Genomic DNA, 22,693 nt, shown 5'->3' with positions numbered 1-22,693 from the left:
CCGCTGCGCTCCCTGATACTGACAGACTCCCTGTACTCGACTCTCGAACTCACCTTCGGCTCTCCCCCACTGCCACCATCTCACACCCCTCGACCACCTTTTTCACGGAGTCCCGCAACCACGAAGCCATGGCAGCGATCTTCTTCGACGTGGACGGGACGCTCGTTCGGTGGTCGGGGGGCTACGGTGAGATCATCGCCGACGCGTTCGACCGAGCGGAGGTCACACCCGCCGACGACTGGCTCGCCCACTACAACGAACGCTTCTTCCACCACTTCGGCGAGTTCGCCGACGATCCGTACCACCGAGCGTTCACCGACCTCTGCGACGAGTACCCCGTCGACGCCGACCCCCGAGAACTCGCGGACGCGCTCGTCGCCGCGGAGTTCGACGCGGTCGAACCGGTTCCCGGCGTCGAGAGAGCTGTCGAGAAACTCGCCGAGGACCACACGCTCGGTATCCTGACCAACGGGATCCCGGGGGTCCAGTTCGGCAAGGTCGAGGAGGTCGGCCTGCTCGACTACTTCGACGCGCGCGTCGCCTCGCACGACCCGGACGTCGAGGCGACGAAACCCGACCGGGACATCTTCGAGGCGGCGAAGGCCCGCGTCGACACCGAGACGTACGTGATGGTCGGTGACGACCGCGAGCCCGACGTCGAGGGCGCCCGCGCGCACGGCTTCGAGACGGTCCACGTCGACGCGTCGATCGCCGACCTGCGCACGCCCGACTTCCGGACGCTGGCGACGCTGCTCTGAGTCGGTTTCCTCGCCCGACTGCCCCGCTCACCCGTCGATCCCGCTGACGAAGACGGCGAGCCACTCGCCCACCTCGCGTCGGCGGGTCACCCGCACCGACTCGACCCACTTGACCCACTGGAAGCCGCGGCGGCCGGGGGCGACCAGCCGCATCGGCGCGCCGTGGCCGTGCGAGAGCGGCTGGCCGTCGACGCGGGTCGCCAGCAGCGCGTCCCGCGCCTCGTCGAGCGGCAGACTCCAGCGATAACCGGTCACCGAGCGGAACTGCACCCAGGCGGCGCCCGATCGCGGGCCCGCGGCGTCGATCAGGTCGCCGACGCGGACGCCCTGCCAGTCGTGTTCGGAGTACCACCCGCTCGTGCAATCCAGCAGTGCTCGCGTTTCCGTCTGATCAGGCCCCGTACCGCTGGCCTCGGCCACTGCGTCGCCGCCACCGTCGGGCAGGTCCGCGGCGGACAGCTCCAGCGATTCCCCCACCATCCCGTCGACGGTCAGCGACCACGACGACCGGTCGACGGGGTCCGGGTCGTCGGCGACCCAGGAGGTGACGGGGAAGCGGTTGCCGTCGTCGCTGCCCTCCTCGCGCGACCCGGTGAACCGCCGCTCGGCGCCCGTCGTCCCGAGGGCGGTGTTCGCCGCTTCCTGCGCGCGCCAGACGACGGCGCCCGATCCCACGAGCGCGGCGTACCGCAGCGCGTTCCGGCGGTCCGCGACCGACCGGCGCGACGGCAGCGCGAACCGCTGGCGCAGGTGGAGCGCGAGCAGGATCGGGACGGTCAACCCCAACCCGATGTGGAGGTTCAGGAGGCCCCACGGTCCGAGGTCGAGAGTCCCGCCGAACACCCACCAGATCCCTGTCGCCAGCGCCGCCGCCGCGACGACACCTAACAGCGCGGACAACGCCCGCGTCGCGTCCAGCGCGTCCGGAGCCAACCGGTGGCGCACCCGCCGGAGTTTCCAGGCCAGCAGGACGACGGTCGCCAGGCCCGCGACCGCGTGGACGTCGAACACCCAGGCGCCCGCTGGCCGCCCCGAGACGAGACTCACCGCGCCCGTCCCGAGCAGGACGACTACCGCCGCTAACAGCGAGGCGTCGACCACCCGCGGCGGCGGCTCGATCCGCGGTCGTCTGCCCATTACCCGCGCTTAGGACTCGACGGGCTTGACTGACAGGGTCGACTCGATCGTCGTTCTGTTCGGCTGCGTCCTCGACAACTGACCCTGGGAACGGTCTGTCGCGACGCAGGAGAACGGCGGAACTGATCAGAAGTCTCATCTCCTCGTTCTGTCCACAGAGCGGTATGACAACTATCGTTGCAGTCCGGCACGGTGAGACGACGTGGAACCGGAAGCAACGACTGCAAGGGTGGGCGCCGGCTCCGCTCACCGACCGTGGCCGAGAGCAAGCCGACTGTCTCGGCGCGGCACTCACAGAGAGACACGACTTCGACCGTATTCTGTCGTCGGACCTGCATCGGGCGGAGGAGACGGTGGAAATCCTGCGTGAACACGTCGACGCGCCCGTCACGTTTGAACCGGCGTGGCGCGAACGCGACGTCGGCGTCTACCAGGGCTTGCTGTTCGACGAGATGTTCGAGCGGTTTCCCGAGTACGAACTCGACGCGGCCGGCCCGGAAGCAGCGCACAAGCGACCGGAAAGCGGTGAGAGTCTCGTCGACGTTCGCGACCGCGTCGTCGAGCGGTGGGAGACGACACTGGCCGAGTGCGAATCGGGAGAGACCGTCCTTATCGTGACTCACGGTGGCCCCATTCGCCTGCTTCTGGGACACCTGAAAGACCTCGATATCGTCGAAACGATCCTGGAGCAGTCACAGGGGAACTGCTCGATCAACGAGTTCGAGGTCGACCACGAGACGGGCGCGGTGAGGATCGTCCGTGAGAACGATACCAGCCACTGCTGAATCGCCCGCCTCCACTGCATGGTAGGGATGGCACGTCACACCACGAGAAACCCCGCTGAGACCGGGGACTCACCCCAGTAACCGGTCGATCGACTGACTGGCTGATGCACTGTGTCGAACGCGACCGACTGGTGACCGTCGGTGCCACGTAGCGTCCCTATTCTCAAGGGCCGTCCCTCCGAACGGGCGACACGATGCTTCGTCCCCCCGCAGTCACGGAACTCATGACGCCGGCCGAGACGGTCGACCCGGAGACGAACGCCCTCGCGGTCGCGCGCACGCTCGACGACCCCGACGTCGAGTCGGTCGTCGTGGTCGAAGGCGGCGAGGTCGTCGGTATCGTCACCCAGTCCGACGCCGTCGCGCTGCTGGTCGACCACCGCGACCCGGACGCCCTCACCGCCGCCGACGTGATGTCGAGCCCGGTCCACACGGTCGACGCGGACGAATCGATCGTCGCGGCCGCCGAGCGACTGCGGACCCACGGGATCGGATCGCTGCCCGTCCTCGACGACGAGGGGCTCGTCGGCATCGTCACCGCAGGCCTGCTCTCGCAGTACATCCCCCACGTGCGCAGACCGGCGCGCGACGCCGGTACCACCGAAGCGGCCGTCCGCCGGACCGACCGCGCCGACACCGCCTACGAGAAGCCCGACTGGGAGTTCGAGTACGTCGGTCACCAGGGCCACATCGACGTCGGCGACGTGGTCCGCTTCTCGAAGCCGCTCGACGAGGACGAGGTCGAGGAATTCGCCGACGCCAGCGGCGACACCAACCGCCTCCACCTCGACGACGAGTACGCCCGCGGCACGCGCTTCGGTCGACGCATCGTCCACGGGACGCTCGTCGCCGGCGTCGTCAGCGCCGCGCTCGCCCGACTGCCCGGTCTCATCGTCTACCTCTCCCAGGAAGTGAGCTACCTCGGTCCCGTCGACATCGGCGAGCGCGTCACCGCCGAGTGCGAGGTGGTCGAGGAGATGGGCGACGACCGCTACCGGCTCACGACGACCGTCACCGACAGCGACGGCGAGACCGTCATCGACGGCGAAGCCGTCGTCATCGCCGATCCGATCCCGGAGACCGCCTGAGGACTGGCGCCGTCGCGACTGCTGACCGCCGGCGCTCGCGCCGCGAGCCACTTACCGCTCACCGGTCCCGACCGCGTACACCTGTCCCGTGGCGTCGCCGACGTACGCCCGACCGTCGACGACGGCGGGCGAACTCGTCACGGCGCCGTCCGCGTCGAACCGCCAGCGCTCGCGTCCGTCCGCGGTGTCGAGCGCGACCACGGCGCCCGCGGTCGTCCCGAAGACGACCGTCTCGCCGACGACCACCGGCGAGGACTTCACCGCGCCGCCGGCCTCTCGGCGCCAGCGCTCGCTCCCGTCCGCGGCGGCGAGCGCCAGCACGTTCCCTCCGTCGGTCCCGGCGTAGACGGTCCCGTCGGCGACTGCGGGCGAGGCGAAGGCCGGGCGGTCCGTCGAGACGTGCCAGCGCTCGCTCCCGTCCCCCGCGTCGACCGCGAAGACGCCTCCGGGGACCCCACCGGCGTAGACGACGCCGTCGGCGACGGTCGGCCCCGACCACGCGCGGGTCTCGTCCATCCCCGGATAGCGCCAGCGCTCGCTCCCGTCCCCCGCGTCGAGCGCGTACAGCCGACCGGCGTAGCTCCCGGCGAACACCCGGCTGTCCGCGAGCGCGACCGGGGCGACGACGCCGAGGAAGCCGCCGACGTCGAACGACCACCGCTCGCCCCCGTCGTCGGTGCCGACGGCGTAGACGCGCCCGTCCGTCGCTCCGACGTAGGCCACGCTCTCCCCGACGACCGGCCCGCTCCGCACCGCCGTCGGCCCCGGCCGGTCGCCCGCGACCGAGAACGACCACTGCTCGGTGCCGTCGGCGGCGTCGACCGCCACCAGGTCCCCGCTCTCGTCGCCGCAGTACACCAGTCCGTCCGCGACCGTCGGCGTCGCCCGAACGCCCCCGTCCAGTTCGTGCATCCATCGCACGACACCGTCGACGGTCTCGACGGCGGTCACCGATCCGCCGGCTCTCCCGGCGTACGCGAGGCCGTCCGCGACCGTGACCGACCCCTGGACGCCCCCGCCCAGGCCGACCGACCAGGCGGTTTCGACCGGCGACTCCGGGCCGAGCGCGTCCGCCTTCCAGCCGGTGCGTGCGTCGTCGGCCTGGGCGACTCGCCACTCCCCGGCCGGCGACTGTGCGTCGGGGGTGACGGCCCGCTCACGCTCGGCGGGCGTCGGCTCCCGATCTGCCGGCTCCGCTCCGTGAGTGCCCGTCCCCGATCCGGTCGGGGTCGGCCGACCCTCCGATCCCGTCGCCGTCACGTCGTCGGGGTCGGGCGGTCCTTCCGGGCCGTCGGTCGAGGGGCCATCGAACAGCGAACACCCGCCGAGCGCGCCGACGCCAGCGAGGAGTCCCCGCCGCAGGACGGCCCGACGCGGCAGGCGTCCGGCGTCCGCCTCCGCACCCCGATCCATGGTGAGTGAGTCGCGCGCTGCGGGCAAAAAGGAGGGGGCCGACCGCGGCGATGCCACGCGGAATCGGATTGTGTACCCGAGAGAATCAGTGACTGCGCCGATTCGACTGCGACGGTGATTAGAGTGCGACGGCGATCAGGCTGCGGCGGTGGCTATACGAGCGACTGCGGCGGTAGCAGGACCAGCGACTGTGACGGTGGCGTGAAGTCGCCTACGCCAGCGGCTCAGTGACCGTGAGAAACGCAGAGAGTAGCGTCGCAGAACTTACAGCAGGCCGGTCTTCTGGAGCTTCATCAGGTCCTCGGTGTCGAGGGTCTCGCCTTCCTTGAACTTCTGGTAGATCTCCTCGGCCTCCTCGCGGGCGGCCTCCTCTTTCTCCTGGCGCGCCTCGCGCTCTTCCTCTTCTTCCTTCTTGTCCAGTTCGCGCAGGCGCTTCTGGACGCGCACGAAGTCCTCGTGGTGCTGGTCGGCCGCTTCCTGGGCCTCCACGAACTTCTCGTGCATCTCGTCGGCCTCGTCGCGGATGTCGTCCGCCTCGCGGTAGGCCTCGATCATCTGGTTGTGGTGCTCCTGGGCCTCGTCGGCCAGCTCCGTCACCTTCTGGTGGTGCTTGGAGGCCTCAGAGCGGATCTCCTCGGCTTCGGCCTTGATCTCCTCGAGGTCGCCCCCCTGGTTGAGCTTCTCCTTCTTCTCGGCGAGCTTCTCGCGCTTCTCCTCGATCTTCTCGATGAGTTCGCGCTCGTCCTCGGCCGAGAGGACTTCGGTCTGCTGCTTGAACTCGAGGTCCTCGATCTCGGACTCGAGCTGCTCGATGTCCTTGCCCTCGTCGAGTTCGAGGTCGTCGCGCTTCTCCTCGACCTCGTCGAAGAGCTCGTTGGCCTCGGCGTTGAGCTCGTTTCGCTTCTCCTTGTGCTCCTGGACCTGCTGGTTGAGCTCGTCGCGCTTCTCGCGGTGCTCCTGGGCCTCGTCGACCTTCTCGCGAGTCTTCGCGTTGAGGTCGTCGCGGCTGGAGGCCCGCTCGGAGGCCATCTGGTTGAGTTCGTTTCGTCGGTCTCGAAGCTGTCCCGCGAGCTTGATGAGCTCGCCCTTGGACTTGTTTTCGAGATCTTCGTCTGTCACCGATACGTTCTTGGATTCGTCTATCGAGTCTGCCATAATTGTACCTCTATGCCATACCCGCTCCGGCGAGAGACAGGCCCACCGCTACGGAGTGGCTGACGCCGACAACAAGGGTGTCCTGTCATGCTGGTCGAAGTGCGATACAGCCGGAACGCCGGAGACGTTCTGGTACCAGACTCTTGCGCTTCCCCTGGTTTAAATATTCCGGTGAACCGTGCCCCCGCGTCCCAGGCCCAGGGACCCGAGAACGCCGCGAGCGAGCCATGCGACGAGTTACCAAACAGTACGGTCAGCTTATAAACGGTACGTGTTGTCGACGGACGCGTCGCCGACGGCCAGCGTCAGATCGACCGACGACGCTGATTTCGGTACGGAGACGGTCTCGGCGACCACCCGTTCGCCGGCGCCGACGGTCACGTCGACCTCCCCGCTCTCGTCGCCGGCGGTCCAGCTGACTCTCCCCGACACCGATTCGGGCGCGTCGTTGGCGACGACGACGTCGCACTCGCCCGGCGACGCGCCGACCAGGAACGCCTGGACCGGCTCGAACGCCGTCGTCAGGCTGTCGGCCGCGTCTTTCGGCGTCCCGTCGCGCGCGTAGACGCCCATCCCCGCGTCGCCGGCGTCCCGGAGCGCGTTCGCGACGACGACCGGCGCGTCGTCGGTCCGCAGCCGCTCGGCGACGCCGCGGACGAGCTCCGCCTGGTACGCCTGCGAGGCCTCGGCGTCGTCGCTCCCGACGGCGGCGTCGTGTTTGCCGGCGTCGAACCCGGCGGCGTCGAACCCCTCGTCGGTCGGATCGACGCCGTCGGGGAGCGAGCCGGCACCGAACTCCCCGACGACCCCGCCGAGGTCGTAGCGCTCGGTGACCCAGTCGAGGTCGGCGACGCCGCCGTAGTCCCAGCCGGGGTACAGCGCGGCGGCGTCGGGGTCGGTCCCCGGTTCGCCGACGACGGGGAACACGGCCAGCTCGTCGGGGACGGCGTCGGCCACCTCCTCGGCGGCGCCGCGGTCGTAGTCGCTCCGCCAGACCCGCCAGCGGAAGCGCAGCCGGTCGAGCATTCCCGACCCGACGCGACTGACGAAGGTCTCGGTCGGTTCGTCGTGGATCCCCACTGCCGCGAGGCTCGGGTGGTGGGCGTAGGTCCGCGCCAGCCGGCCGGCCAACTCCTGCCCGCGCGCGATGTCGAACACGCCCGGCCCCGTCAGCGGCAGGTCCTGCCAGACGAGCAGCCCCGCCTCGTCGCAGGCCTCGTAGACCTCCTCGGACAGCGCGTGGGCGTGGGCGCGGACGAGGTTCGCGTTCACTTCGACGGCCCGCTCGGCGTCCTCGACCGACGCGTCCTGGAGCGCGACCCCGCGGACGGGCACGTCCTCGCCGTTGACGCGCAGGCCGCCTTCGTCGGTCTGTTCGACGGTCGCGATCCCGGTCGTCTCCGTCCGGACGGCGCCGTCGAGCTTCGCGCGGACCTCGTAGCGGTGCTGGGCGCCCATCCCGCGGGGCCACCACAGCGACGGGTCGCGGACCTCGATGGCGTGTTCGGCGACGGCGCGCTCGCCCGCGGCCGCGCTCACGCTCGCGCGGTCCATCATTCCGCGACCGCGGCGGTCGCCCGCGGGTTTCGTCGTCAGCGTGAGTCGGTCATCGAGCGGTTCGGAGCTGTAGACCTCGACGGCCGCGTCGATGGTCGCGCCGTCGCCGGTCCGCCGCGACGACAGTTCCACGTCCACGACGAAGGGGTCAGGCTGGCCCGTCACGTCGACGCCCCACCAGATCCCCGGGACCGACTCGCTCGCGGGGATCCGGTCGGTGTCGTGGATACCGCCGAATCGGTCCTCGGGGGCCCAGCACTCGACGACGAGTTCGTTCTCCTCGTCGGGCTCGAAGGGTACCCGCACGGGGTCGAAGACGGCGTCGGACTCGGCGACGAGTTCGTCGTTCAGCCAGACCTCGGCGTTGGCGTACAGCCCGCGGAGTTCGAGCAGGGCCAGCGCGTCGTCGGTGTCGCGCGGGTCGTCGAAGACGGTCCGGTAGGCGACCCGGTCCTCGCCGGCGAAGGCGGCCGGCCGCCCCGGCACGTCGACGTCCTGCCAGTCCCTGGGTTCGGGCTTGCCGCCGCCGGGGTCGACCGCCGCACCGCTCCACTCAGTCGGCATACCAATCTGGGCGTTCCCCGGTGGTATATCCTTTACGTCGGACGGTCGGCGCCACGCCGGCGCCCCGACCGTTCAGACGACCGAAACGACCCGGCGTTTCCGGCGGACTACTTCCGCTCGCGAGACCGCGTGACGGGGGCGACCACCCCGCCGCAGTCCGGCGATTACACTTTCACTCCGGGTACGGCTCGCATTCATATGTGACCGGGGCGAACTACGAGTATGTTGAGCGAGATAGTCTGCCGGTGCGAGGCGGCGAACTGTTCGCGCAAGCTCACCGACGGCTCGTGCATGCTCGTCTTCCGCACCGAGGGCGGCGAACGCCGCGCCTACGAGTGCGAGTGCGGCCACGTCACCGTCACCGTCGCCGCCCCCGACGAGTGAGCGGCCGGAGCGGCGACACGCGGACGGGCGCGCGGCCGAGTCACGCACGGCCGAGCGGGGCAGGGCCGACTTCGACTCCCTGAAGTACGCGCGCCCGAATCGCCGGACATGAACGACGCCAGCGACGGAGCCGAACCGGCCGACGCCGACGTGACCGGCGACGGATCGGCCGACGAACTCGTCGAAGTGGTCCGCGCTCAGGGGCACGAGAACGTCACCGCCGAGCACGTCAGCACCCTGGAGTTCACGAGCGACGACTTCCTCACCCCCGCCGGCGACTGCATCCTCGCTATCGAGGCCGACCGCGTCCCCGCGGACTTCTCCGACGCCTTTCTCGACGCGTGTCAGGCCCACGGCGCGACGATCACGGCGACCATCGAGGCCGACGGTCACACCCACGAGGTGACCGGCCGCGGCCACCCCGACTTCTCCTTCGAGAACGAGCGCAGCCACGTGATCCGGACGAGCGACTACGTCGACGACCGGACGGTGATGGTCGGCGCGGACGGCGCGGCCGCCGACGTCGACCGCAACCTGGTCGCGGCGCTCGCCGACGGCGCCGACGCGACGCTGACCCTGCGGGTCGACCCGGCCTGATCGGGCGGCTCGGGCGCACCGACGAACGCGTGACGCGGGACGGTTATGGTGGCTCGGTCCCGACGGGCAGACATGAGCGACGACGCAGGGGACGCGGGCGCGACGGACGACCCGGAACCCGCCGAGAACATCAGCGGCGGCGCCGCGGGCGGCGGTGAGGCCACCGTCTTCGAACCGGGCGAGGCCGACAGCCGCGCCGAGGCCGTCGTCGACCGCCTGGGCGAACTGTACTGGCAGAAGGCCTACGGCGGCCGCGACGGCTTCGAGTGTCTCGTCCGCACGGTGCTGAGCCAGAACACCTCCGACGTGGCGAGCCAGCCGGCCCACGATTCTCTGATGGACCGCTATGGTCCCGGAGGTGACGTCGGGGGCGACGACCTCGCCGAGTCACTCGCCGACGCCGACCAGCAGCGCCTCGCCGAGACCATCTCCTCGGCGGGGCTGTACAACCAGAAGTCCGAGCGCATTATCGCACTGGCCGAGCGGATCTGCGAGGAGTACGGCGGCGCCGACGGCTTCGACGAGTTCGTCAAGACGGGCGACCCCGACGAGGTCCGCTCGACGCTGCTGGACATGAACGGCGTCGGGCCGAAGACCGCCGACTGCGTGCTCCTCTTCTCGGGCGGCCGCGGCGGCGTCTTCCCCGTCGACACGCACGTCCACCGCATCGCCCGCCGGATGGGGCTGGCGCCCGCCGACGCCGACCACGAGGGCGTCCGCGAGGCGCTGGAGCGGGAAGTCCCCGCGGAGAAGTGCGGCTTCGGCCACACGGCGATGATCCAGTTCGGCCGGGAGTACTGCAAAGCCCGCAAGCCCGCCTGTCTCGACGACCCCGAGGCCTGTCCGCTGGTCGACCTGTGCGAGCAGGTCGGCGTCGATCCCGAGAGCGGAGAAGTCGTCGACCCGGCAGAAGCCGTCGCGAAAGGGTGAGCGCCCCTCGAGAGCGGTTTCTCCGAAGGTCTCGGTGCGTCAGCGGAAACGGCAAAACGGCGCGGATCCGACGGAAACTTCGGAACGCGGACGTGTCGACGACTGCACCGGGTAGTATATACGCATAGTTCCGTCACTAAGTACACGGACCGGGCAAGTCAAATGGGAACACTCTCGCTAGGAGCTGTAACTGTCGTTCTGTGGGTGGTACTCGCGCTATTCTTCGCACTCAGAGGCGCCCTTACGAGAGGACGGGTCGTCCTGCTCGCGTTCGTCGTCCCGTTCTGGCCGGTCCCCTACGGGGTCGTCAGGTGGATCGTCGAACTGGCGGTAGCTCTCCTGACGGTGACACTCGGTATCGGGCTCGCGATCGCTCTCGTCCCGGTCTACATCGCCCTTGCGATAGGCGGGCTCTGTTTCCTGTACATGGGCGCCCTGGCGCTCTGGAAGGTCGTCACAGGCGATATCCCCTGACGCGCTCAACCCGGTCACGTGACTTCCCGCGCCGAAGTCGTCGACCCCGTAGAAGCGGGAGCGACCAGCGATAGAGCCTGGAACGACGGGCGATTGAACTGTCGGTGCGGACGGAAACGGAACGGGGTTCGAAGGAGAAGCGACCGCGACCGGTCAGCCCGCGGTCTCGCTACTGGCCGTTTCGAGCGGCGTCTCGTCGTACCAGATCCGCACCGACCGATAGGCCGACGACGGCGAGGGGTCCTCGGGCGCGTCGCCGCGGTAGAGGTACGCCCGCAGGCGGACGGTGCTGTTCTCGCCGGACGGCCGGGGCTCGAACTCGACTCGCTGGGTGTCGCCGGCGCCGACCGTCACCGAGCGGCGGTCGCGCTCGGTCGCGGACTGGACGACGGTCTCGTTGTTCTCGACGGCGACGGCCTCGCGGACGAACACGAGCGTGTAGTCGGTCCGGGCGCCCTCGCCGTTGGCGAGTTCGAAGTACAGCGACCCGCCGGCCTCGACGGTGTCGGTGAAGTTCGCGGTGACGTACTCGCCGGAGCCGTTGGCGGTCAGCGCCGAGAACTCGGTGAACTGGTCGTTCGTGCCGGCCTTGACGGCGTCGCTCGTCGCGAGGACGGCCGTCGCGCCGACGACGCTGGCGACGAGGAGTATCCCGAGGAAGAACGTCGCCGAGAGCCGCGGGCGCGCGGCGCGGGCGACCGGCCGCCACGGGACCGACGGGCTGTACCGCATCATCGCGGGCAGCGTGAACCGGCGGTAGCCCGCGACGACGACGGCGAGGACGGTCGCCGCGGTGATCCCGACCAGCATCGGGAGCGGCCGGATCAGCCACGGGCTGGCGTTGACCGCCACGGCGACCGCGGCGACGACGGCGACGCTCGCCGCGACTGCGAGCGCGAACCGCGCGACCGGACTGATCGGGTCGGTCGACGCGCCGCGACTCGGCGTCGAGGCCGCACGCGTCCGCGTCGGGTCGGCGCCGTCGCCGCCGCGCGGGTACAGCGCGGCGACGACTGCCCACCCGGGCGCCAGCAGGAGCACCGGCAGGCCGAGCGCCAGCCGGAGCGTCGGGAAGTCGAGCGACAGTGCGACGACGGCGTCGAAGGCGACGACCAGCGCGACGACCACGGCGAGGTCGCCGACGCCGTATCGACGGGTGTCAGTGTCGTAGCTCATCGTTTCAGGCTCCCGGTCGGGTACACAGCTCCGCTTCCTGGTTGTCGTACACGCGACTGCTCGCCTCGGGACAGATCTGCTCCTGGCTCACCCGCCGAGTCACGACGACTCCGCCCTCGGTGGTGAACTGGGGCGCCCCCGTGGACTGATACGTCCGGTAGACGGTCCTGTCGTGTGGCGGGCCCGCCTCGCTGATGCTGGTGAGGTTTATCGGCAGCCCGAAGAAGGCGCCGCTGCTCTTGAATGCCGTCTGGTACGGGTGGTCGGTGTAGATCGCGTCTTCGGTCCCAGGCGTCGTCTCGCCGATGGTGCCCATCGCGGCGATTTCGGACTCCGTGTAGGAGTACTTCGGCCACTGCTGGTCGAACGTCGGGTCGTCCATAGTCGCCTTCTTGCCGGCGATCATCGCGAACGGGAACGCGAGCAGCAGGACGACGAGCACGGCGGCGACCGCGCGCGTCGAGAACTGCGCCCCCATGTAGCGGAGTCCGGCGGCGCCGACGACGGCCATCAGCGCGTAGGCGAAGGCGTACCACCGGCCGGGCAGGAACGTCCGGATCCCGAACAGCGGCAGTCCGAGCGAGAAGAACAGCATCACGCCGATCGCGATGACGATCGTGTGTGACGCCTGGGGCGAGCGGTGGCGCCGGACCAGCGCGAGGCTGCCGAGGATCGCCGCGAACAGGAGGACGAGGAAACCGAGCGCGTCGACGTAGGGTGCCACCTGGCCCGCCAGGGTCGACGGGCCAGCGGCGGCGGCCTCGCCCGCGCTGCTGCTCGACGGGACGAGGTTCAGGAACCCGGCCGAGGTCTGGACGGTGAACCAGAACAGGCCGACGGCGCGGGTGAGGAAGCGTTCGCCGCTCCAGGGCGTGACAGCCCAGATCGCGCCCGTGAAGACGAGATGGAACGCGAAGGCGCCGTGCAGCGGAACGGTGTCGGCGAGCGACCGCGAGGCGCCGTCGGTGATCGGGTCGGCCGACTCGCCGGTCTCCAGCGAGGTCGACCCGAGGTCGGTGCCGCCGCCGGCGTACTGGTCGGCCGGCGTGACCCAGTCGACGCGGTTGACGAGCACCTGCGCGAGGACGGCCGACCCCATGAAGACGAGCGAGACGAACGCCGACACCTGGTGGGTAAGCGTGACCGCGACGATGAATCCGACCAGCAGCGCCCAGTCGGCGCGGGTCGTCTCCGCGTGGAGCAGGCGCGTCACGGCGAACACGACGCCGAGGAAGAAGACCAGGCCGAGGCTCGTCGGGATGATGTGCATCCCCCAGCGGATGGCCTGGTCGGTCATCGCGAAGGCGCCGGTCGCGAACAGCGCCCAGCGCACGTCGACGAAGTACCTGGCCGTCCCGTAGACGAGCAGGACGGCGAAGACGAGGACGCTCCCGAGGACGAGGTAGAGACTCATCCGGAGGGACACGCCCAGCAGCTCCGAGCCGACGACGTTCGCCAGGTGGTGGAACGGCGCGAAGTAGTACTTCGCGTCCGCCAGCGGCGCGAGCGACCCGGCCTCCTGCAGCGAGGCCGCGTACTGGGTGACGTGCTCCCAGCTGTCGACGCCGATGAACCCGGCCGTCGTGAACAGGCCGGTGAATCTGACCACGAACGCGTGGGCGACGATCTGCGCGAGCACGAGCCGCTCGTCGAGCGCGTCCTCGGACAGGAAGACGATCTGCAGGAGGATGAACGCGCCGACGGCCCCCGCCAGGAGGATGACCCGGAGGGTCCGCGTGCCGGCCAGCGCCGCGGCGACCGTCACCGCGACCAGTCCGATCCCGGTCAGTTCCGCGGCGGCGACCCCGCTTCCCCCGATCGTCCACCTGGAGCGGTCGACGGAGGCGTCCCGGCGGATCGAGACCAGGTACAGCAGACAGCCCAGGCCGAGGACGACCGGGACGGACTGGACGTACGCCTCCGAGGAGAGGAACGCCAGCGGGAGCAGGCCGAGCGCGACGACGAGGCCGAGCGCGGCGATCACGGCGTCGAGCCGGCCCGTCCGGAGCCAGGTCGTCGGATGCGTGTTCACGCCGCCACCTCCGCGTCGAGGACGCTGTCGTAGACGCCGAGGAGGTCCTCGCCCATCCGGTCGAGGCCGAACTCGCGAGCGCGCTCCCGGCCGTTCGGCGGGCTGGTGGACGTGAGCACCTCGGCGAGCGCGTCGGCGAGTCCCTCGTCGGTGTCGCTGACGTGCGAGCAGTCGGCGCCGTCGAGCAGCGTCGGCACGTCGCCGACCGGCGTCGCGACGACCGGCAGGTTACACGACAGCGCTTCCTTCACCGCGTTCGGCGACCCCTCCCGCTCGGAGGGGAGGATCATCGCGTCCGCGGCGTTCATGTACGTCGGGACCTGCTCGTGGGGGACGCCCGACACCGCGTGGAGTTCGACCCGGCCGTCGACCGCGTCGCGGGCCCGGTCGACGACCCGCTCGGCGCGCGGGTAGTTCTTCTCCTCCCGCGAGGGGTCGTAGGGGAAGAGGACGTGGTTCGCCCCGCTCTCCCAGCCGACCTCCTCGCGCGCCTCGTCCTGCGGTTCGGGCGCGAAGCGGTCGGTGTCGATCCCGTGGGGGACGACCGTGTAGTCGCCGTCGAGGTCGGTCGCCATCTCCTCGGACATGACGACGACCGCGTCGGCAAAGCGGGCGCACTGTTCGCTGACGGTTCCGTAGCGACCGAGCAGGTCCGAGCCCCACAGCGAGAGGACGACCGGCCGGATGGGTTGGGCGAGCGCCGCGGGCGCAGTCAGGCCGTAGTTGGCGTGGACCAGGTCGAAGTCGGGGCCGGAGGCCGCCTCGAGGACCCGGGCGTAGAAGCGGACGTAGTCCGCGAGCGACCGCTCGCGGGTGCCGCCGGGCACCGGGACGACCGTGCAGGAGACCCCGTTGCGTTCGAGCACCTCCACCTGCTGTTCGAAAAAGGGCCTGCGGGACGTGACCAACTGGAGCGTTCGAACCATCTAACGCACCACCGGCAGCGCCGTCGATAGCGCGGCCCGTATCGGTGCGCGCGGCCGGACGGCGTCGCGCCCGACCGGGTGATTCGAACCCCTCGATCGCGGTCTGATATCGTACCCGTTCACACCCCTATCCACCCCGCAATCTCCTATTGTAATGATGCGGCTACGGCCCTCGATCGGCCGGACTAACGGCTCGAACTCCCCACGGGACTCCCGCGCTTCGCGAACGGTACCGGAGAAACGGGCGAGTAACAGGAAAGCGGTCTGGGAGTCGATGGCAACTCCGTGCGGTCCCCCGATCGCCCGTGCGATCGGGGCCGACCACCTGGGGCGAGGAGTTGGTGAGGGCGCTCAGGACGGGGAGTTGGTGAGGGCATCAGGACGGGGAGTTGATGAGAGCATCAGGGCGAGGAGTTGGTGAGGGCATCAGGACGGGGAGTTGATGAGGGCGCTCAGGGCGAAGAGCCGGTGACGTCCTCGATGGCCCCCCGCATCTCCAGGCGGATCCCCTCGTTCACGAACAGCAGGGCGAAGTAGATCGCGGCGCCCGCGGCGACGCCGAGCGCCACGCGGGGGACGCCGCCGGGGAGATACGGCTTCACCGCGGCGACGGCGCCGGCCATGAGGACGGCCGACGCGACGCTCCAGGCGATCCGCCGCCAGGGTACGTCGATGTCGACGAACCGCGAGACGTAGGTGATCGCGACGGCGGCGGCCGTCGCGGCGCTCAGCGTCGTGGCGGCGGCCGCGCCGATGATCCCGAACCGCGGGACGAGCGCGAAGTTCAACACGAGGTTCGTGACGATGGCGGCGACGCTCCCGCGGTAGCCCAGCACCGGCTTGTCCATCGCGTACAGCGACGGCCCGAGCACGAGCTGGACCGACCGCAGGATCTTCTCGGCCATGAAGACGATGAGGACCGGGTACGCCAGAACGACGTCCGCGCCGAACAGTGTCCCCAGGATCTCCCGGCCGATGACGACCGCGCCGGCGAACGCCGGGATCGTCAGGTACAGCGGGATCTGGAGCCACTGCCGGAACGCCGACTCGATCTCGTCGAGCCGGTCGTCGGCGTGCCACTGAGATATCTGCGGGAACAGCGACGTGCGGATCGCCTCGGTGAGCATCATCGCGACGGAGGCGACGCGCCAGGCGATCTCGTAGGCGCCGACCATCGACACCGGGACGAACAGCCGCAGGATGGCGACGTCCATCCACTGGTAGACGAACCCGCTGACGCTCCCGACGAACACGTACCGGCCGAAGTCGATCAGGCTCCGCGCCCGCGCCGCGCTCGGCGCGCTCGCCGCCAGGTCGGCGCGGACGAGTGCCGCGAGGAGCGTCGCGAACCGCCCCAGGATGTAGGCCGTGATCATCGCCTTCGCCGCCCACCCGAAGTGGATCAGGGCGGCCCCGCTGGCCACCCAGACGAGCTTCCCGATCACCTTCAGGAAGGCGTTCTCGTCGACCCGGAGCTGTCCGGCGAGGGTGCGGAGCCCGAGCGCGCGGCTCTGGGTCACCGCGAGGCCGACGACGATGAACGGGACGACCCCCTCGACGCCGACGTACTGTTCGACCCGCGGCGTGAGGATCACGAGCCCGGCGATCCATGGGAGCGCCAGCACGCCCTTGACGGCGATCGACGTGGTCAGCACCTCGCCGAGCGGCTCGTCCGCCGAGAGCTGTTTCTCGACGGCCTTCGAGATGCCGAGGTCGACCGGGACCCCGAGCATCCCGACGACAGCCTGGAAGACGAAAAACGACCCCATCGGGCCCGTCCCGAGCGCCTGCGTGAACCCGGCGATCGCCGCGAACTCGACCACCGCCACGACGATGCGGCCCGAGAACAGCTTGAGGACCGAATCCCTGAGATCCATTCGCTGTCAGGAGTGCGCGCCGGTCGGTCCGGTCGGCTGCCGATTCGACGCGAGGCGGCGGCCCCGTGGGGCGCCCACCGGGCCCGGTCGATGGATCGCCCCTGCTCGATCCCCGCTGCGTGGAGCGCACCGCCCGATCGCTAATCGGGTTCCGTGTCCGTGAGTCATCACTCGCCCGTTCCGGTCGCCACCCTGTTGTTAAACACCTGTTACCCTCGCGTCCGGCGATTCCTCACCCGGTATGCGCTTCATATCTAACTGCGAGAGCCCGGTCGAACCCCACATGACCACAGATCGCCCCAACGTGCTGTTCGTGTGCGTCGACGCGCTCCGCAGCGACTTCGCGTTCGGGGACCACGGCTGTGAGAAGCCGTTCTTCGAGTTCTTCGAGCGGGAGGGCACGGCCTTCGACACGATGATCGCGGCGGCCTCCTCGACGACGCCCTGTGTCTCGAGTTACATGACGGGCGACTACCCGCCGGACCACGGCGTCCTCTCGCTGCGCGACTTCACGCTCGAAGACGACGTGACGACGCTGGCGGAGGTGTTCGACGCCGCCGGGTACGAGACCAACGCGCACGTCACGGGACCCATCACAGCCGACACCGGCCTGGACGCCGGCTTCGACAGCTACGAGTACCGGACGCGGGACCGGACCGTCTACACCGACTGGTTCGACGAGTTCCGGGCCGACGTCGAGGCCGCCTCCGACCCCTGGTTCGAGTACCTCCACCTCTGGGAGGCGCACGTTCACCGAGACCTGCCGCCGGACGCCACCGACGACGAGATCGAGTACGACGCCAGCGTGCGCGGCGTCGCGGAGAAGCTGGAACGCCTGCTGGACGAGATCGACCTCTCGGAGACGATCGTCGCGGTCACCGGCGACCACGGCGAGACCATCCACGACGGGACGCTCCGCCACAAGGCCGCGGTGATCGGCCTCAACCAGGTGCCGATCCCGCTCACCGGCAAGCGCACCAGACACGTCCGCAGCGACGTCGAGGAGTCGCTCCGCGAGAGCGGGATCGAACTCGAGGACTTCTACAACTCGCTGCGGCGGTTCAGCGGCGTCGACTTCCCCAACGCCTTCCACCGGGTCGGTCACAGCTACCACGTCTACGACTACCTGACGCGCGTGCCGTTCGCCCTCGCTGGCCCGGGCGTCCCCGAAGGCCGTCGCGTCGGCGACCAGGTCCGACAGGTCGACGTCTTCCCCACGCTGCTGTCGGCGGCCGGACTCGACTCGCCGTCCGACGTGTCGGGGCAGGACCTGCTCGACGGCCGGATCGACCACCGCCCGGCGTACATGCGCGGCGTCGGCTCAGAGCAGGAGCGCGGGCGCTGGCTCGACGGCGTCCGCTACGACGGCTGGAAGTTCGTCACGGGTCGCGACCGCGACGTCCGCCAGCTGTTCGACCTCGAATCCGACCCCAAGGAACGGCACAACGTGGTCGACGACTATCCCGACGTGGCCGCGCGGCTCGAAGGCATGGTCGACGAACACGTCGCGCGCGAGCGCGAACTGGGCGAGGACGACATCTCGGAGGACGCCGAACAGCGCATGACGAACAGGCTCGAAGAACTCGGGTATCTCTGACCCCGCAGGGGTCAGCTCCGGCGGTGGCTCAGGAGTACGGCCGTCTTACCGGGGGCAGCCGATGTCGGCGGACGGCTCGTCGGGACCGTAGTGGTTGTCGCTGTACTCGACGTTGCTCCACTCGTCGACGTGGGCCTGGACGATGGCCTCGTTGGTCCACATGTCGGGCGAGTCAAGGGGCTTCTTCGGGTTGTGGAACCAGTTGTGGTGGATGTCCGCCACGTCGTCCGGGACGCCCCGAATCGTCACGTGACAGCTCGGGTCGACGCCGTCGTTGATGTGCTTCGTCGGGATGAACGTGTTGTGGTGGATCTTCAGGGTCGTCGCGCCCGGCCGATGCGTCCCGACCTGGTAGGCGATCGCCTTGCCCTCGAAGCGGTTGTACCGGACTTCGTAGCCGGCGGTGCCCTCGTTGGCGACCGAGTGACGGTTGAAGTCGAAGCGGTTGTACTCGACGAGAGTGTCCTGCCCGCCGTAGCACATGATCCCGTAGCCGAGGCCGTCCATGGAGTTCGTGTGGACGTAGCTGTGGTGGACGTGCGCCGAGGCGTTGAGTTTGATCGCGGAGTGGCTGAACCCGGAGGCTTCGACGTTGTCGATCTCGACGCCGGAGCCCTTGACAGTCAGCCCGCTAGAGACCGGCTTGCTGTACTCGATGTACTCCGAGAGCGGGCCCGTGATGCGGACGCCCGTCACGCGCGCGTCGCTCTCGGCCCACAGCAGGGTTTCCCAGTCGATCACGTCGGTCTTGATCTCCCCGCCGGACGCGCCGTCGATGCCCCGGTCCGAGGCGAGCGTGACGCCCGATGGGATCGTCAGCCGCTCCGTCCCGGTCGCGGGGGTCGCGTCGATGGTCGCGTCGCCGGCGACGTAGACGACGTCGCCGCTGCTGGCGCCGTTCAGCGCCTGTTCGAGCTCGTCGAGCGTGGCGGCGACGACGTCCGCCTCGGACTCGGCGACAGCGTTCGGGTAGCCGTCGCCGCCGCCGAGCAGTTCGGGCGACTCGAGGTCGGCCGTGCCCGCGGTCTCGCCGCCCTCGGTGGCGGAGTCGGACGAACCGGAGGACTCGCCGCCGACGGCAGCGGGGTCGACTGCGCTCCCGTCGACGCGGAGTTCGAACGCCCCCTTCTCTGGCGAGAAGTCGGTGATCTCCCCTGCGACGGTGTAGGCGTCGCGTCCGCCGTCGACGACCTGTCCCGCCGCCGTCCACGACCCGTCGTCGTTCTCGGTGACGGCGTCGTTCCGCTCGGTCGTCCCCTTGACCAGGTCGATCTTCCCGGTCACCGTGAACTCGTAGGAGGTCGGCTCCGGCCCGGTGCTCACGATCTCGACGCGACGCGCGTCCGGGGCCGCCTGTGCGGCCCCACCGAGCAGCGGGACGGCCGCTGCCGAGGCGGCCACTCCGAGGAACGACCGCCGACCGAACCCACCAGTTCGGCCGCGCCGGTCGCCGGTACGCTCCGCCTGCGCTCGGGTATGCTTCGTCTGCGATCCGTCGTCCGCGGTTCCGTCCTGATTACTGAGCGCCACACCGCGGTAAGTTTCCGCTTCTGAGAAAAGGGTATCTGCGGCAGCGATGCCGGAAACGGGCGGGTTCCGCCCGCTTACCTGCGGGGACCCCCTGGTTGGTTGCGGACTGGACCACGCTTCCGTGAGAATGTCCTACTCGACGGGCGCGGTCCGGCGGGTCGCACGGCCGCCGGAAATCGCCCGTTTCGCGGCGAGTAAGACGTGGTTACTGGACTTGCGAGCGGTCTCGGCAGGCAGACGGACGCCGGGAGCGCGGTGGCCGACGACCGGGCGCGCGGGAAGTTGCGAGGGGTCCGACACCACCGGGTCGCGGCGTGTCGGAGACGCCGGAGCCGACGACCGACCGGGGCCGGAGTCGCGGAACCGAGAATCGGTGAGCCTACCGCGGACAGCCGATGTCCGAGGACGGTTCGTCCGAGCCGTAGTGGTTGTTGCCGTACTCGACGTTGCTCCACTCGTCGACGTGGGCCTGGACGATGGCCTCGTTGGTCCACATGTCCGGGCTGTCGAGCGGTTCCTTCGGGTTGTGGAACCAGTTGTGGTGGATGTCCGCCACGTCGTCCGGGACGCCGCGGATGGTGACGTGACAGCTCGGGTCGACGCCGTCGTTCAGGTGCTTCGTCGGGACGAACGTGTTGTGGTGGATGCTGAGCGTGGTCCCGCCGGGGCGGTGAGTGCCGACCTGGTAGGCGATCGTCTTCCCGCCGAAGTGATTGTAGCGGACCTCGTAGCCGGCGGTGCCCTCGTTCGCGACGCAGTGGCGGTTGTAGTTAAAGCGGTTGTACTCGACGAGGGTGTCCTGCCCGCCGTAGCACATGATCCCGTAGCCGAGGCCGTCCATCGAGTTGTGGTGGATGTGGCTGTGGTGGACGTGCGCCGAGGCGTTGAGCTTGATGCCCGCGTGGCTGAAGCCGTACACCTCCACGTTGTCGATCTCGACGCCGGAGCCGTCGACCGTGAGGCCGCTGGAGACTGGCTTGCTGTACTCGACGTACTCCCAGCCGGGGCCCGTGATCCGGACGCCCGTCACGCGCGCGTTGCGCTCCGCGGACATCATGTGCGAGTAGTCGATCACGTCGGTCTTGATCCGGCCGCCGGGCGCGCCGTCGATGCCCCGGTCCGAGGCGAGCGTCACGCCCGCGGGGACGACCAGGTTGTCGGTGCCCGTCACCGACGAGGCGTCGATGGTCGCGTCGCCCGCGACGTAGACGACGTCGCCGCTCGACGCCGAATCGAACGCGTCCATCAGCTCGTCGAGCGTGGAGACCACGACGTCGGCCTCCGAGCGGGGGACCGTGTTCGCGTACCCCTCGCCGCCGCCCAGGGTCTCGGACGCCGACCCGCTACTGGTGGTGTCGTCGGTCGTCTCGTACTGGCTGAGGTCGATCTGCGAGCCGTCGACGTACACCTCGACGAAGCTCTCGACAGGACCGAAGGCGGTCAGTTCGCCCTCGAAGTAGTAGGCGTCGCCGTAGCCGTTGCCCGTGTAGCCGTCCGCGGTCCACGTGCCGTCGCTGTTCTGGCTCACGGAGTCGTTCCCGCTCGCGGAGTTCTGCCCGTTGTCCGTGTCCTTGGTGATCTCGCCGGTCGTCGTGAACGTGTAGTCCAGTTCGCAGGGGTCCTGCGTCGTGATCACCTCGATGTGGTGACGCTGGGGTTCGAACTGCGAGAGGTCGATCTTCGAGCCGTCGACGTAGATCTCGACGAAGTCCTCGACCGGCCCGAAGTCGACGAGGTCGCCCTCGAAGTAGTAGGCGTCGCCGTAGCCGTTGCCCGTGTAGCCGTCCGCGGTCCACGTGCCGTCGCTGTTCTGCGTGACCGAGTCGTTTCCGGCCGCGGAGTTCTGTCCGTTGTCCGTGTCCTTGGTGATCTCGCCGGTCGTCGTGAACGTGTAGTCCAGTTCGCAGGGGTCCTGCGTCGTGAGCACCTCGATGTGGTGGCGGGGGTCCGAGACGAGGTCGTCGGCCGTCACGGTGGTGCCGTCGAGGATCAGCTCGTAGGCGCCCTGCGCGGAGAAGCCAGTGACCGACCCTTCGAACGTGAACGCGTCGCCGAAGCCGTTGCCGGTCTTGCCCGTGGCCGTCCACGTGCCGTCGCTGTTCTGGCTCACCGAGTCGTTCTCCTCGGCCGAGTTGAGCCCGTTGTCCGCGTCGGGCGTGATCTCGCCGGTCGTCGTGAACTCGTAGGCCACGTCGAGGTCGTTGGTCTCGCTCGTTCCCTCCGTCGAGACGATCTCGAGGTGGTGCGCCGTCGGCGCGCTACTCGCCCTCCGGGCGAGCAGCGGCAGCGCAGCCGCCCCGCCGGCCGCCTTCAGAAACGAGCGGCGACCGGACCCACGGCCGCCCGGTAATCGGCCGTTACGTCCGGTAGGTTCGTTCTTACTGTCCGGTTCGTTCTGGTTACCGTTGCCCATGTTCCGGGTAAGCCGCATCTACTGCTAAAAGGGTAATTGCGCGGACGGTGCTCGATGCGGGCGGTTTGAGCGGGTTTACCTTCGGTTACTCACCGCCTGGTTGCGGATTGATTGCGGTTGGCTACCGGATGCGCTACAGTGAGTGCGCGATATTCCAGGACCGCGTGCAGCCGATCCGGCGGCGAGCCCGCACCGACCGAAACGCGGCGGCCCGGAAATCGGACGTTACGGAGCCAGTAAGCACAGGTTATCGCCCGTTTCACGTCGGTATCCGAGTACTCCTGGACGAGATGTGAGGCA

At 69.4% G+C, this 22,693-nt stretch carries 18 protein-coding genes; 8 read left to right on the top strand and 10 right to left on the bottom strand.

All coding sequences use genetic code 11. The features are described from left to right. The first annotated feature begins 128 nt into the window (after positions 1-128). Positions 129-758, top strand: coding sequence for an HAD family hydrolase (locus PSC72_RS01200; protein WP_274324078.1), 630 nt, complete (start codon positions 129-131; stop codon positions 756-758). A gap of 27 nt (positions 759-785) precedes the next feature. Here PSC72_RS01200 and PSC72_RS01195 read toward each other — a convergent pair whose 3' ends face one another. After that, positions 786-1,895, bottom strand: coding sequence for a molybdopterin-dependent oxidoreductase (locus tag PSC72_RS01195; RefSeq protein WP_274324077.1), 1,110 nt, complete (start codon positions 1,893-1,895; stop codon positions 786-788). Between the two features lie 164 nt (positions 1,896-2,059). Here PSC72_RS01195 and PSC72_RS01190 point away from each other — a divergent pair, with 164 nt between their 5' ends. Continuing rightward, the gene (locus PSC72_RS01190; protein WP_274324076.1) at positions 2,060-2,680 is read left to right on the top strand and encodes a histidine phosphatase family protein; all 621 of its coding nucleotides are present in this window, start codon (positions 2,060-2,062) and stop codon (positions 2,678-2,680) included. 194 nt (positions 2,681-2,874) lie between these two features. Beyond that, positions 2,875-3,768 (top strand): CBS domain-containing protein, encoded by an 894-nt coding sequence (locus tag PSC72_RS01185; protein ID WP_274324075.1) that lies wholly within the window; start codon positions 2,875-2,877, stop codon positions 3,766-3,768. Positions 3,769-3,819: 51 nt separating this feature from the next. Here PSC72_RS01185 and PSC72_RS01180 read toward each other — a convergent pair whose 3' ends face one another. From PSC72_RS01180 to PSC72_RS01170, 3 genes are all read right to left on the bottom strand, one after another. Further along, positions 3,820-5,181 (bottom strand): outer membrane protein assembly factor BamB family protein, encoded by a 1,362-nt coding sequence (locus tag PSC72_RS01180; protein WP_274324074.1) that lies wholly within the window; start codon positions 5,179-5,181, stop codon positions 3,820-3,822. Between the two features lie 264 nt (positions 5,182-5,445). Further along, positions 5,446-6,336, bottom strand: coding sequence for a coiled-coil protein (locus tag PSC72_RS01175; RefSeq protein ID WP_274324073.1), 891 nt, complete (start codon positions 6,334-6,336; stop codon positions 5,446-5,448). Between the two features lie 258 nt (positions 6,337-6,594). After that, positions 6,595-8,457, bottom strand: a complete 1,863-nt coding sequence (locus tag PSC72_RS01170; protein ID WP_274324072.1) for a glycoside hydrolase family 2 protein — start codon at positions 8,455-8,457, stop codon at positions 6,595-6,597. 222 nt (positions 8,458-8,679) lie between these two features. Between PSC72_RS01170 and PSC72_RS01165 the strand changes: the two genes are divergently transcribed. From PSC72_RS01165 to PSC72_RS01150, 4 genes are all read left to right on the top strand, one after another. Further along, entirely contained in the window at positions 8,680-8,841 is a 162-nt protein-coding gene (locus PSC72_RS01165; protein ID WP_274324071.1) for a hypothetical protein, read from the top strand. A 108-nt stretch (positions 8,842-8,949) separates the two neighbouring features. Further along, positions 8,950-9,438, top strand: a complete 489-nt coding sequence (locus tag PSC72_RS01160; RefSeq protein WP_274324070.1) for a DUF371 domain-containing protein — start codon at positions 8,950-8,952, stop codon at positions 9,436-9,438. A gap of 72 nt (positions 9,439-9,510) precedes the next feature. Beyond that, entirely contained in the window at positions 9,511-10,368 is an 858-nt protein-coding gene (locus PSC72_RS01155; RefSeq protein ID WP_274324069.1) for an endonuclease III domain-containing protein, read from the top strand. Between the two features lie 204 nt (positions 10,369-10,572). Continuing rightward, positions 10,573-10,842, top strand: a complete 270-nt coding sequence (locus PSC72_RS01150) for a hypothetical protein (protein ID WP_274324068.1) — start codon at positions 10,573-10,575, stop codon at positions 10,840-10,842. A gap of 153 nt (positions 10,843-10,995) precedes the next feature. Here PSC72_RS01150 and PSC72_RS01145 read toward each other — a convergent pair whose 3' ends face one another. The 4 genes from PSC72_RS01145 to PSC72_RS01130 form a co-directional block, all read right to left on the bottom strand. Further along, on the bottom strand, positions 10,996-12,018 hold the full coding sequence (locus tag PSC72_RS01145; RefSeq protein ID WP_274324067.1) for a DUF1616 domain-containing protein: 1,023 nt from the start codon (positions 12,016-12,018) through the stop codon (positions 10,996-10,998). A 4-nt stretch (positions 12,019-12,022) separates the two neighbouring features. Further along, entirely contained in the window at positions 12,023-14,050 is a 2,028-nt protein-coding gene (locus PSC72_RS01140; RefSeq protein WP_274324066.1) for a hypothetical protein, read from the bottom strand. After that, positions 14,047-14,976, bottom strand: coding sequence for a glycosyltransferase (locus PSC72_RS01135; protein WP_274324065.1), 930 nt, complete (start codon positions 14,974-14,976; stop codon positions 14,047-14,049). Before PSC72_RS01135 ends, PSC72_RS01140 begins: the two co-directional genes overlap by 4 nt. Before the next feature lie 452 nt (positions 14,977-15,428). After that, on the bottom strand, positions 15,429-16,853 hold the full coding sequence (locus PSC72_RS01130) for an oligosaccharide flippase family protein (RefSeq protein ID WP_274324064.1): 1,425 nt from the start codon (positions 16,851-16,853) through the stop codon (positions 15,429-15,431). 283 nt (positions 16,854-17,136) lie between these two features. Between PSC72_RS01130 and PSC72_RS01125 the strand changes: the two genes are divergently transcribed. Next, positions 17,137-18,450, top strand: coding sequence for a sulfatase family protein (locus tag PSC72_RS01125; RefSeq protein ID WP_274324063.1), 1,314 nt, complete (start codon positions 17,137-17,139; stop codon positions 18,448-18,450). 45 nt (positions 18,451-18,495) lie between these two features. On the opposite strand, the gene PSC72_RS01120 is transcribed toward PSC72_RS01125, so the two are convergent. After that, positions 18,496-19,980, bottom strand: coding sequence for a right-handed parallel beta-helix repeat-containing protein (locus tag PSC72_RS01120; RefSeq protein ID WP_274324062.1), 1,485 nt, complete (start codon positions 19,978-19,980; stop codon positions 18,496-18,498). Between the two features lie 379 nt (positions 19,981-20,359). Beyond that, positions 20,360-22,393 (bottom strand): right-handed parallel beta-helix repeat-containing protein, encoded by a 2,034-nt coding sequence (locus PSC72_RS01115; RefSeq protein WP_274324061.1) that lies wholly within the window; start codon positions 22,391-22,393, stop codon positions 20,360-20,362. Positions 22,394-22,693: the final 300 nt, after the last annotated feature.

It is taken from the genome of Halosimplex aquaticum, from assembly GCF_028747785.1.
Lineage (GTDB): Archaea > Halobacteriota > Halobacteria > Halobacteriales > Haloarculaceae > Halosimplex > Halosimplex aquaticum.
Note: the sequence above shows the minus strand (reverse complement) of the source record. Positions and strands in the feature narration are given on the sequence as shown.